The organism is Chroococcidiopsis thermalis PCC 7203 (assembly GCF_000317125.1).
Taxonomy (GTDB): Bacteria; Cyanobacteriota; Cyanobacteriia; order Cyanobacteriales; family Chroococcidiopsidaceae; genus Chroococcidiopsis; species Chroococcidiopsis thermalis.
In genome coordinates this window covers 2214419-2228012 of record NC_019695.1, presented here as the reverse complement: position 1 = coordinate 2228012, position 13594 = coordinate 2214419, and the positions used below count along the sequence as shown (strand labels likewise).

General features: G+C 44.1%; 16 protein-coding genes. 5 read left to right on the top strand and 11 right to left on the bottom strand.

Features of this window, described 5'->3' with window-relative positions; all coding sequences use genetic code 11:
• Nucleotides 1–302 precede the first annotated feature (302 nt).
• Nucleotides 303–545 (top strand): hypothetical protein, encoded by a 243-nt coding sequence (locus CHRO_RS09830; protein ID WP_015154052.1) that lies wholly within the window; start codon nucleotides 303–305, stop codon nucleotides 543–545.
• Entirely contained in the window at nucleotides 542–898 is a 357-nt protein-coding gene (locus CHRO_RS09825; RefSeq protein ID WP_041462423.1) for a hypothetical protein, read from the top strand. The genes CHRO_RS09830 and CHRO_RS09825 overlap by 4 nt, the downstream gene beginning before the upstream one ends.
• 107 nt (nucleotides 899–1005) lie before the next feature.
• Here the strand turns inward: CHRO_RS09825 and CHRO_RS09820 are convergent, their stop codons facing one another.
• The 4 genes from CHRO_RS09820 to CHRO_RS09805 form a co-directional block, all read right to left on the bottom strand.
• Nucleotides 1006–1374 carry a hypothetical protein gene (locus tag CHRO_RS09820; protein ID WP_015154051.1) on the bottom strand — a complete coding sequence of 123 codons (369 nt, stop codon included), beginning with the start codon at nucleotides 1372–1374 and terminating at the stop codon, nucleotides 1006–1008.
• A 152-nt stretch (nucleotides 1375–1526) separates the two neighbouring features.
• Nucleotides 1527–1820, bottom strand: a complete 294-nt coding sequence (locus tag CHRO_RS09815; RefSeq protein ID WP_015154050.1) for a hypothetical protein — start codon at nucleotides 1818–1820, stop codon at nucleotides 1527–1529.
• Nucleotides 1821–1879: 59 nt separating this feature from the next.
• The gene (locus tag CHRO_RS09810) at nucleotides 1880–2923 is read right to left on the bottom strand and encodes an ABC transporter permease (protein ID WP_015154049.1); all 1044 of its coding nucleotides are present in this window, start codon (nucleotides 2921–2923) and stop codon (nucleotides 1880–1882) included.
• Nucleotides 2924–3007: 84 nt separating this feature from the next.
• Nucleotides 3008–4495 carry an amidase gene (locus tag CHRO_RS09805; protein WP_041462422.1) on the bottom strand — a complete coding sequence of 496 codons (1488 nt, stop codon included), beginning with the start codon at nucleotides 4493–4495 and terminating at the stop codon, nucleotides 3008–3010.
• Nucleotides 4496–4657: 162 nt separating this feature from the next.
• Here CHRO_RS09805 and CHRO_RS09800 point away from each other — a divergent pair, with 162 nt between their 5' ends.
• Nucleotides 4658–5254 (top strand): TetR/AcrR family transcriptional regulator, encoded by a 597-nt coding sequence (locus tag CHRO_RS09800; RefSeq protein ID WP_015154047.1) that lies wholly within the window; start codon nucleotides 4658–4660, stop codon nucleotides 5252–5254.
• A gap of 21 nt (nucleotides 5255–5275) precedes the next feature.
• Here CHRO_RS09800 and CHRO_RS09795 read toward each other — a convergent pair whose 3' ends face one another.
• A complete protein-coding gene (locus tag CHRO_RS09795; RefSeq protein ID WP_015154046.1) occupies nucleotides 5276–6196 on the bottom strand; it encodes a metallophosphoesterase family protein in 921 nt (306 codons plus the stop codon).
• Nucleotides 6197–6390: 194 nt separating this feature from the next.
• Between CHRO_RS09795 and CHRO_RS09790 the strand changes: the two genes are divergently transcribed.
• Both CHRO_RS09790 and CHRO_RS09785 read left to right on the top strand, forming a co-directional pair.
• A complete protein-coding gene (locus CHRO_RS09790; protein WP_015154045.1) occupies nucleotides 6391–7413 on the top strand; it encodes a hypothetical protein in 1023 nt (340 codons plus the stop codon).
• A 497-nt stretch (nucleotides 7414–7910) separates the two neighbouring features.
• Entirely contained in the window at nucleotides 7911–8549 is a 639-nt protein-coding gene (locus CHRO_RS09785; RefSeq protein ID WP_015154044.1) for a LabA-like NYN domain-containing protein, read from the top strand.
• 18 nt (nucleotides 8550–8567) lie between these two features.
• On the opposite strand, the gene CHRO_RS31940 is transcribed toward CHRO_RS09785, so the two are convergent.
• The 6 genes from CHRO_RS31940 to CHRO_RS09760 form a co-directional block, all read right to left on the bottom strand.
• Nucleotides 8568–8729 carry a hypothetical protein gene (locus tag CHRO_RS31940; RefSeq protein WP_015154043.1) on the bottom strand — a complete coding sequence of 54 codons (162 nt, stop codon included), beginning with the start codon at nucleotides 8727–8729 and terminating at the stop codon, nucleotides 8568–8570.
• 125 nt (nucleotides 8730–8854) lie between these two features.
• Nucleotides 8855–9202 carry a hypothetical protein gene (locus CHRO_RS09780; protein ID WP_015154042.1) on the bottom strand — a complete coding sequence of 116 codons (348 nt, stop codon included), beginning with the start codon at nucleotides 9200–9202 and terminating at the stop codon, nucleotides 8855–8857.
• 590 nt (nucleotides 9203–9792) lie between these two features.
• Nucleotides 9793–9978, bottom strand: a complete 186-nt coding sequence (locus CHRO_RS09775) for a hypothetical protein (protein WP_015154041.1) — start codon at nucleotides 9976–9978, stop codon at nucleotides 9793–9795.
• 38 nt (nucleotides 9979–10016) lie between these two features.
• Nucleotides 10017–10271: a hypothetical protein gene (locus CHRO_RS09770; protein WP_015154040.1), complete on the bottom strand. Its 255-nt coding sequence runs from the start codon at nucleotides 10269–10271 to the stop codon at nucleotides 10017–10019.
• Between the two features lie 333 nt (nucleotides 10272–10604).
• Nucleotides 10605–10982, bottom strand: a complete 378-nt coding sequence (locus CHRO_RS09765; RefSeq protein WP_015154039.1) for a response regulator — start codon at nucleotides 10980–10982, stop codon at nucleotides 10605–10607.
• Nucleotides 10983–11053: 71 nt separating this feature from the next.
• Complete coding sequence (locus CHRO_RS09760; RefSeq protein WP_015154038.1) at nucleotides 11054–13408, bottom strand: response regulator; 2355 nt, start codon at nucleotides 13406–13408, stop codon at nucleotides 11054–11056.
• Nucleotides 13409–13594 lie beyond the last annotated feature (186 nt).

Here is a 13594-nt window from a genome sequence, read left to right as displayed (position 1 = left end):
AAATTCCTCATCTAGAGATCGCGCTGAATTTAGCGATCCGCAAGCCGATAGTTAGCCTTTAATGGAGGAATGATGGGAATTGTAGATTTTTCTCCCTACACGCTAAAACCACGTCTCATCGAGCCTTCTAATCAGAATTAACTTATATGCACACCGTAATGGTACGGGTTCGTTGCTGTTTGTCTCGCAACTGAAATCGGTACTTTCACTGTGGAGGAGCCTGTTGAAGCAGCCCAAAGCGAACTTGATCGCGTCACGTTGCCACTCAAACTGCTAAAGTTGATGCCGAGCGCGCCTAGGGGTTGTTAGAGGCTGGGAGCGTTTCTTCAGCTACAGCCGAAAAAGATTTTCTCCGCTACGAACAAGCGCAAGCTGAGGGAAAAAAAGCGCAGGCGCTTATAGCTCAAGCACAACAGCGATTTAGAGCTGCTCAAGCCGGATTGCAAATTGACGGTTGCCGCACTTTGAGCTATTCCGAGATTCGCCAAAGGGAAATTAATACCGAAATTGCCGACTTACATTCATTCGTCTCGCTCACGAAATGAATGGCAACTGGTATCCTTGGAGTGCAGCTCAAGGCACAAATCGACGACCGATTATGTCCGCATGTGGCAACATATCAAAAGTCTATTCTCCAACAAAGGTATGGAACGCACGCATTTGCAATGGGTCTGGTGCGTTAATGCTACAGATGTGGGGAACTATAAAGCCGAGTCGTTATAAAAAGACAGATTGGGCTGTTTTTGGTGGCGATCGCGGCGACAGTACATTTGTCAATAATGGCAAAACTTACAAAACTTATTCTGCCTGCAAGTTAGCTATTCGCGATCGCAGTTGGATCTCTGCTAATACAAAAAATCCCCGCCTGATTACAGATGCAGAGTTTGCTGGTTTGTAGTAGGAGAAGGCAGACAAAAGACAGCAATAAGGGATGACCACCGCCAGAATCATCCCCACACGTCAAGCAATATTAATGTTCCGAATCTTTAAGCTACATCAAAAGCTTTAGTTTTTACCAGTAACTGATTCCAAAGCATTTTTCAGTTTGTCTTCTACTGAGGTTGCTTTAGCATTTTCTGGACGACTCATCTTGTTTAAGTCAGCAGCTCCTTGAACTTCATTGAGTCCTTCTTGAGCTTTGGTTTGCGTTTCTTTGCGCGAGTAAGGATCTTTGAGTACTGCTTCTTGGGCTTCTTTCTCAATGCCTCTTAGCTGAGCTTCACCTTGCTGGGGAGCAGTGGGGCTACCACCGGGATTGACAGGAGCGCTGAAAGCGGGAAGCGCTTGAGAGAATACTAGCAACGCGCTGACACAGATAGCAAATAAAATGCGAACTGGGCGCAACGCAGATAAATTGAATCGAACAGAGCGCATACTGGTTTCTCCTGCGATCGACAATTGTAATAACAAACTTGTAATTTATGGCTACGTTTCGCTGAAATTCAGCAAAATTCGGAACCAACCTTCTTTATTTAGCGCTAATCTTTGATTTAGTTACATCTACATCAGGATAGATATATTTAATACTAATCACAGATGAGAAATTCAATCTTTGGTAATAATGGATCGCGTACGATCCCGACACCAATAAAATTCCAACGCTTCAATAACGCTCCTAGTTGAGTACCAGGAATCGACTCAATTGCAAATTGGTCGGCTACACTAGCAGCATGAGTATTCAGATAAGTCAATGCCTCAAAATGCTCGCTAAATAGTAACAAATAGCCTGTGTTTTTCTCAGCTACATCGCGATTTACCCGGGCAACTAAATAGCTGCCATCAGACTTAGAACGCGCAATGTAGTAGATTTGGGACAACATGAATCAGAAGTCGTAAGTCGTAAGTAACTGGTCACTGGTTACTGGTCACTGATAACTGATTAGGGGTTCTCCAACTTAATCCGGGGGTCGGCGACTTTGAGTAGTAGGTCAGCAATTAAGTTACCAACAATTAACATTACGGCTCCCATGACCAAGCTTGCCATGACGAGATACAAATCTTGAGCTAAGACTGCTTGCAAAATTAAGCGCCCTAATCCAGGCCAGTTGAAGAAGAATTCGGCAATAAACGCACCGCTTAACAACCCAGCCAGTTCAAATCCTAAGATGGTGATTAGGGGATTGATGGCGTTACGCAGAGCGTGGACGTAGATCACACGGTTTTCTGGTAGTCCTTTAGCGCGGGCAGTTTGAATATAATCTTGACGGAGTACGTCGAGAAGTTCGCCACGGGCGATCCGTTGCAAGCCTGCAAAGCTGGTAATGCTTAAAGCTATGGTGGGTAAAATCATGTGCCAGCCAACATCAAGGATTTTACCTAGAGGCGTGAGATCGGCGTGGTTGATACTCGTCATGTCTCCTACGGGAAATAGGGGAGAGACGTTTTGAGCGAAGATCAGGAGTAACAAGGCAGTGATGAAGCTAGGAAATCCTTGTCCGGTGTAGCTGATAACTTGTAAAACGCGATCGCTCCACTGATTTTGCTTTACGGCGGCGACAATTCCTAAAGGAATGGCGATCGCCCAGGTGACAATTAAAGATGAAATTGCCAGTAGTAAGGTGGCTCCAACCCGCTCCCACAACAAAGAAGACACGGAACGCTGATAGACGAAACTCGTACCAAAATCACCCTGAGTCACAATCCGCCACAACCAACGGAAATACTGTTCGATCCAAGGACGATCTAATCCAAACTGTTGTCGCAGTTGCTCGATCCGTTCTGGGGAAATTTTGGGGTTTTGCCGCAGGGTATCTAGATAGTCCCCTGGAGCAAGTTGAATAATAAAGAATGACAACGCAGATGCTAGTAATAATGTCAAGAGAGCTTGTGCTAGCCGCTTGATAATATAAATAAATGTTTCGCTTGAAGCTATCCCGGTCAGCCACTGCCGACCAGATGTTAATGAAAGTTTACTAGAAGCCATAATGTGAGCGATCGCGCTTTAGCTTTCTAAGATAATAGCCTTTTGGCTAAAATGTCTGCTCAAAAGGGAATTGCAGAAAACAATTCAATCATCAGAATAACCAGGCGGATGTTGAAAGTTACCCACAACTTGGTTTATTTCTTGAGCGATCGCTAATAATTCCATTTCGCGCCAACGCTTACCCACAATTTGCATTCCAATCGGCAATCCATCCGGTGTATATCCTACCGGAATTACCACGACTGGATGACCTGTAAAAGCAAAGGGAATTGTATAAGCACCCGAAGCCATCAGATAAGGTACTTTTCTACTATCAATCTCAATTGCCGTACCTGTTGGACAATGCTGAAATGCAGGTGTCATTGCTACGGGACAAAGCCATGCATCCCACGCTTCGAGTTCTGCATCCATTTGAGCAATAAAGCGATCGCGCTGAGTTAATGCGGCAAAATAGCCTTTCATGTTAGGATTCAACGCAGTGGAAAACCCAATTTTAGGCACGTTACTGATTTTGCGTAATCCGCGATCGCCTTGAGTTGCTTCGCCTAACATTAAAGTCAGCGAGTCACGGACATAATCAAAGTCAAATGGTTGCGAAATGGGTGAAGTGTAAGCAGAAATTGTCAGGTAGACTTGCCAAGCTGAGATAAAATCAAATTTTGGTATCCATTGGTCAATTTGCGTTCCGGCATTTGATAACTTGTGGGCAACTGCTTGCATTGCAGATTTAATCGATTGAGCCACCGGATACGGATTGACTTCGTCTGTCCAAGCAATTTTTACATGTTGCAGGCTCTTGCAGCTGGGACTATCTAGAGGAACGGGTGGAACTTCTGGTTGGCGCGGATCGGCTCCCGCAATGAGTGAAAAGCATAATTGTAAATCTTCAATGGAACGAGCGATCGGACCTGCTACCAACATTTGCCGAATACAACGAGACATGCCTGGAACTTCGGGAATGTGACCCGCTGTAGATACTCGCCGATCTGTAGGCTTGAGTCCATATACGCCGCAGAAATGGCTTGGCTGGCGAATTGAACCTCCTATATCACTACTAATATCTAATGGTGATAGTCCCGCTGCGATCGCTGCCGCACTACCTCCAGAACTTCCACCAGGCGTATAATTTAAGTTCCAAGGATTATTAACCCGTGCAAACAGATCGTTTGTACTCTGGAAATTACCTGCCAGTTTAGCTGGATTTGTTTTACCCATAATCACAGCTCCCACTCCACGCAGTTGCGCTACTACCGTTGCATCTGTTGCGGGAATATAATCTTTTAGAGGTTTGTATCCGGCAGTAGTCAGAAGTCCGGCAGTTTCAAACGCATCTTTAATCGTAATGGGTACACCGTGGAGAACGCCCCAGTTTTCTCCTCGGGCTAGGGCTTCATCTGCTTCTTCAGCGCGTTCGTGGGCGCGTTCTGCATCCAGCGTGCAAATAGCATTGAGTTGGGAATTGTACTTGACAATTCGATCCAAATATGAATCCAAGACTTCCGCAGCTGAGACAGTGCGATCGCGTATCATCTGGGCTAGCTGGTGGGCAGGAGTAAAGACAAAATCGTTCATATGTTTGTGGGAGATTGAATTTTTAGTTACATGCATGGCATTCGTAGGGGCGCACAGCTGTGCGCCCCTACAGTCTGCGTATTCCATCCCTTTGACAGCATAAGTAGGTAAAATTAATTATATTAACTTTTAGTTAACTATATTAACTAATTAAATATTTCTATGGGTCGTCCGACAAAAGAAAATTCTCTAACGCAACAAGATGTAATTACTGCTGCGATCGCTTGTCTCGATCGCGAGGGAGAATCAGCTCTAGGTGTAAATCGAGTGGCGAGGGAATTAGGGATTAAACCGCCAGCTATTTACAAGCATTTAGATGGCAATCCAGCCCTCAAACGAGCAGTAGCACTAGCACTTTGGCAAGATTTTTTGGCGTTTTGTCAGCCAAGAAGTAAAGCACTGAGCGATTCTAAAGAGTTACTGAAAGCTGGAGGACGAGCAACCCGTGACTATGCGCGATCGCACCCAGCCCGTTATAAAGTGATGATGCAATTTCAGTTGCAACCGTCCGATCCTGAAGCATCTGCAATTATTCAGGAAACTCTGGACTTCTTTCGTAGAATACTAGAGCCTTATGAATTTACCTCAGAGCAGCTTGTAGACGCAATGCGAATGGTGAATGCGACAGTCAATGGTTTTATTGCCTTAGAACAAGGGAAAATGTTAACTCTAGAGCGCTCGACTGATGCTAGTTTTGAAGTTATGCTTGAGGCGCTCGTTGTGGCAATCGAGCATATTCGGAATGTTGAGGAATCATAGGTAATTTTTTCATCATTCTCACTAAGCCGATCGCAATTTAATACTACCTTTGTCAAAAACTCGACTATCTGTACCGATCGCACTTACTTCTATTCTGTCGGCATACACTTCATAAGTGGCAAAACTCAACTTGCTTGCAGAAAGCGCCGTCCACTCAGAACGATTTACAGGACGAGTCCCCGCACCGCTACCAGTAATCATATATGTCGTACCATTAATGGGGCGCGATCGCTCGTAATTATGATCGTGTCCGTTAATGTAGAGTTGCACGCCGTACTTCTGAAAGAGTGGTGTAAATTGTTTAATAAAAGTTTGATTATTGCCGTAGTGACCCGAAGAATAAACCGGATGATGTCCGAATACGATCTTCCAAGGCGCATCGCTGCGACTGAGTTCTTTTTCTAACCAAGCTAGTTGAGTATCCCAATCGGCGTTGCTGTTGGTATCGAGAGCAAAAAACTGTACCGGATCGCGGCGGAAAGTATAGAATCGTCCCTGCATATTAAAGCCAGGATAGCGCACTTGAGGATCGCCATTAGCGGTGCGAATATCGTGATTGCCAAGACAAGCATAAAATTTAACCCCTTGTTTGAGTAGGGGTTCATAGGGACGCTCGAATACAGCTTGAATTTTTTCGATCTCGCCGTTGTTGTAAATATTATCTCCTGCCAAAATTGCCAAATTAAACTTGTTTTGACGATGATAGGCAGTCATTGCCTCAGCTACAGCATATTGTCCGCGATCGCCCGTTCCGGTATCTGCCACCGAGATAAACCGTAACAAAGGATTTGCAGGCGGTTTAGGCTTTAAATCGTCAGCACCAGCAGTAATTGTCGATTTATCCTGCGTAACGGCTGCACGTCCGTGGATTTTGTTCCACAGCGCCACACCAACAAAGCTCAATGTACTTAGGAAGAGAAATTGACGGCGTTTGAAACTCATAAGATGGTAATTGGTAATTGGTGAGTGACTGGTAGCTGGTGGCTAGTGGCTAGAGTCTTTATCCAGTCACTAGTCACCAGCCACTAGCCACTAGACACTGATAACTGATAACTGTTAACTGATAAGCTAGGTGCAGCACCCGCTAAGAATTTAACTTATCTTCGACTGTTTCGCTGCCTGGGAGGAAGAAATTTATGTCACAGGAACCGTCTAATTCCCAAAAGTCACCTTCCCCTGAACGTAAGCCAAAAGCAAATTCCTTTCAAGCAGCGGTAAAAACACAAACAATTAAACTGCTGCGTGGCACAATCGGAGTTATAGAAGGAGCGATCGCTCAACTAGAAGCTGAACCCACAACCACGACTGAAGCAAGTTGGTGGGAACCTTTACAAGATGGCTGGGGTTCTGTTTTGGGAAAAATTCGCTCTGTGCTACCAGCAAATCTTTCAGGTAAGCTGTCTAACTCTGCTTTGACCGGAATTATGGCAGGAGTTGTAGTAGTTTTGGTGCTGACAACCTCAAATCTATTTTCAGGTAACCCTACAGAGGTTGCAGTTGCTCCTACTCCCAGATCGGAACTACCAGCAGTTACAGCAATTCCTTCCCCTACAGCACCAGAACTACCAGCAGTTACAGCAATTCCTTCCCCTACAGCACCAGAACTACCAGCAGTTACTACAACTCCTGCTTCTGAACGGGAAATACCAATCGCGACAACGCCTCCTTCCACACCGGAACCGCCAAAGGTTACGACTCCTTCCCTTACAGATGAACCATCTTCCGCAGTGGAAGTTGAACCAAAAATAGCTATTCCTAGTGAGTTAACTGCAACCGATGTACCGCAGCCAGTAAAGACTGTCACACCTCCTGAGTCAATGCCTACCCTAGTTGCACAACTGACACCAGAGGAGATTTTAGTCGCCTCAATTCAAAAGCAAGTTGAAGAAATTAGCGATCGCGTTGCGGATGGATTAATACAGTCTATTCAACCCAATTTTGGGGGTAGCAATTTGGTACTCACGCTTGGCGATGACTGGTACGATCTCCCGTCTTCCGAGCAAGACAAATTAGCAGCTCAAATGCTAGAAAGATCCAGAGAACTCGATTTCAGTCGCTTGGAGGCGATCGATCCCAAAGGAAATATAATCGCTCGTAGTCCAGTTGTGGGCAAAGATATGATAATTTTCCGACGACAAGATTTAAGTAGCAATCTCTAAAAGGCGATCTGCTCCCTTTGAAGACAAACTCAGCCTTTATTCTTAAGAAAAATTAAGCCATTTTAATTTATGAATAAAGAAATAAAGAAATTGTTTTATTTATATGAATATTCAACTTTTTATCCTTAACTGTTAATTTTGGATCGCTTGTAGCGATCGATTATGTATCGTATGTAGCAATTCGTTTTGAATTAGATATACCTAACTAACTAAGAGTATTAAATGACAATGGATTGAGCCTGCTAATTGTTAAAGTTTCAGATTAGATTTAAAGTCTGTGAATTTTACCAGACAGTTACCTCTTACATTTGTGTTTATATATTGTGTTTATATATTATGACCGTGCTAACCAAGTCAGATTAGCTTGTTACAATTTAATCCAAATTAGCAATACCTGTACTAGTAAGCTGGTTCGATACAGGTCGTTTTAGTATAAGTAAGTTATTACATTTTGCTATCGTTCTAGTCAAACTCAATCTCCAAATTCTGAGGTATCAATGACTTTTTATCAAGAGATAACACAAGATGAAGTTCTCGATCGCAGCAAAATCTTGACCAGACAGATGAAGAAAGAGATCAACCCCTACGAGGAGGCTAACACACACTCTAACGGTGAGCTATTAGATACCTTCAGTCGGGGTCGAGTCGCTATTTTTATCGATGGCTCTAGCCTCTTCTATGCTGCTTTACAACTAGGAATTGAAATAGACTATACTAAACTGCTGTGCCTGTTAACAGCAGAAGCCCCTCTCTTACGTGCTTTCTTCTACACGGGTGTCGATCCGATCAACGATAAACAACAAGGTTTCTTACTTTGGATGCGTCGTAATGGTTATCGCGTCGTTAGTAAAGACTTAATTCAATTTCCTGACGGTTCTAAAAAAGCAAAGTTAGATGTAGAAATAGCCGTTGATATGATGACCCTAGCTGGCTGTTATAATACAGCCGTTTTAGTTAGTGGAAATGGAGATCTTGCCTATGCAGTTGATGCAGTTTCTTATCAAGGTGTACGGGTAGAGGTCGTCAGTCTTCGGTCTATGACTAGTGATAGTCTGATCAATGTTGCCGATCTCTACATCGATTTAGCTGGAATTAAAGAGCAGATTCAAAAAATATTTCCTTCTGAGTCAAGTTAAACTCGGTTGAAATGACGATTAGACTTTGAGTGTCAATAATTCTCGATTTCGTCTTGCGAGAACCTCTGTAATTAAGGTTGGCATTTCTTGATAGCAAGCCGGACAAAACCAATAAATGCCTTTAGCACTAATGTGGCGTAGTAATGTTTGAGAACAACAAGGACAAGTTGGTGTAGACATAGCTAATGATTGGGGTGAAAGTGTGGAAACTGACGTACAGCAGCAAGATTGAGTCTATTTATGCAGATCTATCGGAGGCACATCGTCACAATTCCAAATTCAAAATTTAGAATTCAGAACTGACTCTAACCAAACCAGTGGGAAGGTGCTAATCCAGATTCCGTTTCTGAAGGAATATGATGAACGATCCATTCCCAATATTGCTGTAATATCTCTTGAATTCCTTGCTTTGCTAAGTTTTCGATCTGCAATTTTCGGTAAGAACTACAATCTCCGAAAGTAGTGCAATTTTCTCCTTCTTCCAAAACTGTATAGGAGTTAGCAACTCTGCTTAAAATATAAGCGATCAATTTTTGGCGTAAGTCTGGAATTGCAAAAGCTTTTTGATAGGGGTAATGAGGATAATCCTCTAACGCAGTTTCAATGTGTTCGACAACCATTGGTAATGTTAAGTTCACAACTGCTTTAGTCATTTTTTATACCTCAATCTATCAATCTCTAAAATCTGCATAAATCGTCGTAGTTTTAATCTAAGTGATAAATATGAGGAACTTGTGAGAAAATAAAAATTTTTTAAAACTTCTAGTTAAGTTTGTTAACAAAAATATGAACTGATGTAAACTATTTTTCCTATTGTGGCAGCACAATTCACTCTGGCTAAGCGATGGCAAATAATCACAACTATTTTGCTTCAACCGTTCTTCTTGTAATCAAGCCTGTTAGTTAGTTGCATCTCGACCATTGGTCAAGAGATTCTCTATCAAAAGATAGATTGACACAATATAATGAAAACCGTATGGATGTCTGTTAGTTTGCAGACAAAAACCTAAATTTGTTAGGCGATCGCATCAGTTATCGTAGGGATGGGTTTAGCAAAAAATTGGCAGTTTACAGCAATAATCTTCACGCGAAACCCGCTCCTACAGCAGTCAGAAACCGTAGGGGCGGGTTTAGTAAAGTCTCGATGGTTAGTGACAACAATCTTCCTACAAAACTCGTCTGTACAGGAATTATTTTTATCGTCTTAACCCCTAATTTCTAACCTTTAATGTCTCTGCATTTACTATGCTTTAGAACGGTGTTTTTTATCGTTGATATCACCTTCAAAAGGCTGAACTCCTGTATTTGGATACTGGTCGTCGTTCGGAGCAAAAATTCGCTTAACCGCAGCTCCTAAATAAGTTACCAGTTGTGCTAAAGCATTCCATACAAACTGTACGACTTGCCGTGATGTTCTACTGAGCGACATATTTTTCCCTCCTAATTCAACTAAAATTCACTAGCAAGCTATTGCGTTTGAACAGATGGGTCTGTTTGGGTGGGTAGACCTACCTCAGCAGCAGAACGGCTTAACATAGACTGCTGGAGATGTTCTTCTTGTTGCCTTTGTTCGGTCATGCGTTCTCTGGCTGTTTGTTGGATTTCCGAATCTCCAGAGTCAGCTAACTCTGCTTCTGTACGCTGCAACATAGACTGCTGCAAATTTTCTTCCTGCTGGCGCTGCTGCGTCATTGCCTCTCTTGCTTCTTCTCGCGTACTCATGGGCAAGTCTCCAAAATTAGTTGTTGGTTGTTAGTTGTTGGGTCTTGCTGAAATATCTATGAAATTGTGAAAAATTGCGAATGAGTTTGTTAAATCTGTTCTTACAGGATTGGTGCTGAGCAAGCAGAATTCGGTTTCTCATATCTGAGGGTAACCGATCTGCTTCTATTGTTAGAATAAGCTGACAATTTGAGGAACTTGTGAGGAAACAGCGAGCGGTTATCGTAGGGGCGGGTTTTGAGCCAAAATTTATCGCTTTGGTGGTCAATCTAGCTTGCTAAACCCGCCCGTACAGTTGTCAGTTATCGACGAGTAGTAGCGAATTGTAATGATTTAATTCCAGCCCAAAGTAGTAGCGACTTGAGAGGCTAGCTGAAGAGGATCGAAGGGTTTGGCGATCGCATCTTTCATACCTAACAGAGCGTAGCGGCGGCGATCGGCTGGTTGTACCTTGGCAGTCAAGAAAATCACGGGAATATGTTTTGTTGCTTTGTTTGCCTGCAACTCTTTATAAGTTGTTAATCCATCCATCTCAGGCATCATCACATCAAGGAGGATAGCATCGGGTTGTTCGGCTGCGGCTTTGGTCAAACACTCGCTACCAGAACTAGCCGTGCTAACTTGCCAACCCGCTACCATCTCCAAACAAATTTGGGCAACCTCTTGGATATATGGTTCGTTGTCAACTACTAATATGCGTTTGGCTGTCATTGGTCATTGGTGAGTGGCTGGTGGCTGGTGGCTGGTGGCTAGTGACTAGACTCAATTCTTGTCACTAGCCACTAATCACTAGCCACTGATAACTGGTCACTGGTCACTGTCTCCTTAGATGCAACCACACGCCCGCGCCCATTTTTCTTGGCGCGATAAAGAGCTTTATCTGCTGCACGATACAAAGTTTCTAGATCTGCACCGTGTTGCGGGTAATGGGCAATTCCAGCGCTAAAGGTGATGGGTATGTTGCATTGAGGGTGTGTAGACTGCTGTTGCTGCCATCCGATCGAGATATCTGTCAATCGCTGTACTCCGTCTTGGCTGGTCATACCGTACAAACCGCAGATGAATTCTTCACCACCCCAACGAGCTACTATATCTTCTCGACGCAACGAATGCAGTAACCACTGTCCCAGCTGACGTAACACCGCATCGCCCACTGCATGACCGCAGGTATCGTTGACTAGCTTAAAGCGATCGATATCTAAAACTGCCAAACAGAGGGGTTGATGATGCCGCTTTGCTAGATTTAGCAAGCGTTCTAAGTCTTGAGTAGATTTATGGCGATTAGCAACTCCCGTCAGCGGGTCAATTTCTGCTAAGTTGCGCAAAAGTTCGATCCGATCGAGCCGATTCATGATTCGGTTTACGAGTTCCGGTCCAACAATCGGCTTGCTGACAAAATCATCCGCCCCAACTGCAAACACTTGATTTACCGTATTGGCATCGCTGTAGGCAGTCAGAAATAAAATTGGCAATCCGCACCAGTGCGAATCTTGGCGCACGATCTGACACAGCTCTAAGCCGCTGAGATGGGGCATATTGATATCTAAAATGAGCAAATCTGGAGCTGAGGCTTCTAGTGTTTCCCAAAAACGACGCGGATCTTCGATACAAATCGTCCTCAAACCCCACGGTTCTAGCAGGCTGCGTAGGGTAGCCAGGATCTGAGGATCGTCATCCACTACCATCACCTTAGCTGCTGTCGCTTCCTTTGGTAGTAATTGGGTGACTGCCTGTAAAACTTGGGCTGGCGGTACGGGCTTGGGTAAAAAGGCATGTCCGCCACAACGGGCAACTTCAAGTCGCGTCATCAAATTATCTCGATCGCTATGGACGAGAACGGGCAAGGAGGGATAGCGATGTTTAAGTTCGACTAGGAGTGCTAAGCTGTCTGCTGTATTGCCATCAAGATCGAGTAATACGACTTGAGGTGGCGATAAAGCGATCGCTTTCCTAGCTGATTCTAGGTGAGTGGCTATTTCTGCTTGAATGCCCCACACTCCCGCTTCTTCGATCAATGGCTCTGCCAAATGGCGATCGCTATTGAAGATTAACAATTGCGGCAACTCTTGTTTAACTACGACGGGTGTTGTCAGTTCGGGAGGAGTTAGTTCTATCGAGCGGCGTAAAGCCGCTACGAGTTCTCGCAAATGCTTTGTTTCTGTTTGACTCATCGGCTTTTTGGCTCGCAAACTACGTTCGATTTTCCGTGCTAGTTGCGAACCTGTGGCAAAACCAAAAGTACCTAAAGAACCTGCTAAAGTGTGAGCAGCTTGTTCTGCATGGTGACGTTGCTCTACTGTCAGTTGAGCTGGCAAGATTTGAGTTGTAGCTTGTTCTAATAGCGTTACCTGCTCGTTTACCCTACCCTGAAATCGCTCCCATACTCCTGCTAAAGCCGTAAGAGTTTGTTGTCGCGTCTGCTCGCTTGGCTCTTCAGATGATGGTATTGTGAGTTTATTGACCGATGGCGACTTAAGACGATAGCCGATCCCGTAGACGGTTTCGATCGCATCTGCGGGTGCGCCAACTGCTTTTAATTTCTGCCGCAGTCCTTTAATTTGCGTCCTTACGGCTTCTTCCCCTGGAGTTTTATCAAACGACCAAACACGATCCAAGATGGCGCTGCAACTGAAAACCCGGCGATTGTTCCGTAAAAACAGTTCTAGCAAGGCGTACTCTTTGGGAGTCAATTGTAGCGATCGCCCGCTATAAGTCACTTCACAGCTACTCGGGTCGAGTCGTAGCTCTCCCCACTCTAATACTGGCGAAACACTCGTATTTCCACGCCGCAATAAAGCTCGCACGCGGGCAAATAATTCTTCTTGGTCAAAGGGTTTGACCAGATAATCATCTGCACCAGCATCTAAGCCGATTGCCTTATCGTGACTGCTATCTCGTCCGGTCAGCAACAAAATTGGCATTTTGTAACCCTGCGATCGCACGCGACGGCACAGTTCAATTCCGTCCAACTTTGGCAACATGACATCTAACAGGATCAGGTCATATTCGTAAGCTTGAACTAGTTCCCACCCTGATTCGCCATCGGCTGCTATTTCTACAGCATAATTTTGCTCGGATAGCACCAAATCTAGGGCATTAGCGATAAACTCGTCATCCTCTACAACTAAAATGCGCATTGTTAGGGAGTAGGGAGTAGGGAGTAGGGAGTAGGGAGTAGGAAAGAACTGACTGTTTGTTTTTCACCTCTTGCCTCTTAGCTTTACTCATGCCGATCCTAAAGCAGAATTACAGAAAATTAAGGTTTGTTTGCAAATTTAAAACAAGATCGAGCTGAATTGGTTACAAAAGTTGATTGTTGAATT

Coding starts and splice junctions, on each gene's coding strand:
- CHRO_RS09825 (WP_041462423.1), top strand. CDS start 542: ATGAATGGCAACTGGTATCCTTGGAGTGCAGCTCAAGGCACAAATCGA.
- CHRO_RS09820 (WP_015154051.1), bottom strand. CDS start 1,374: ATGCGCTCTGTTCGATTCAATTTATCTGCGTTGCGCCCAGTTCGCATT.
- CHRO_RS09815 (WP_015154050.1), bottom strand. CDS start 1,820: ATGTTGTCCCAAATCTACTACATTGCGCGTTCTAAGTCTGATGGCAGC.
- CHRO_RS09810 (WP_015154049.1), bottom strand. CDS start 2,923: ATGGCTTCTAGTAAACTTTCATTAACATCTGGTCGGCAGTGGCTGACC.
- CHRO_RS09805 (WP_041462422.1), bottom strand. CDS start 4,495: ATGAACGATTTTGTCTTTACTCCTGCCCACCAGCTAGCCCAGATGATA.
- CHRO_RS09800 (WP_015154047.1), top strand. CDS start 4,658: ATGGGTCGTCCGACAAAAGAAAATTCTCTAACGCAACAAGATGTAATT.
- CHRO_RS09795 (WP_015154046.1), bottom strand. CDS start 6,196: ATGAGTTTCAAACGCCGTCAATTTCTCTTCCTAAGTACATTGAGCTTT.
- CHRO_RS09790 (WP_015154045.1), top strand. CDS start 6,391: ATGTCACAGGAACCGTCTAATTCCCAAAAGTCACCTTCCCCTGAACGT.
- CHRO_RS09785 (WP_015154044.1), top strand. CDS start 7,911: ATGACTTTTTATCAAGAGATAACACAAGATGAAGTTCTCGATCGCAGC.
- CHRO_RS31940 (WP_015154043.1), bottom strand. CDS start 8,729: ATGTCTACACCAACTTGTCCTTGTTGTTCTCAAACATTACTACGCCAC.
- CHRO_RS09780 (WP_015154042.1), bottom strand. CDS start 9,202: ATGACTAAAGCAGTTGTGAACTTAACATTACCAATGGTTGTCGAACAC.
- CHRO_RS09775 (WP_015154041.1), bottom strand. CDS start 9,978: ATGTCGCTCAGTAGAACATCACGGCAAGTCGTACAGTTTGTATGGAAT.
- CHRO_RS09770 (WP_015154040.1), bottom strand. CDS start 10,271: ATGAGTACGCGAGAAGAAGCAAGAGAGGCAATGACGCAGCAGCGCCAG.
- CHRO_RS09765 (WP_015154039.1), bottom strand. CDS start 10,982: ATGACAGCCAAACGCATATTAGTAGTTGACAACGAACCATATATCCAA.
- CHRO_RS09760 (WP_015154038.1), bottom strand. CDS start 13,408: ATGCGCATTTTAGTTGTAGAGGATGACGAGTTTATCGCTAATGCCCTA.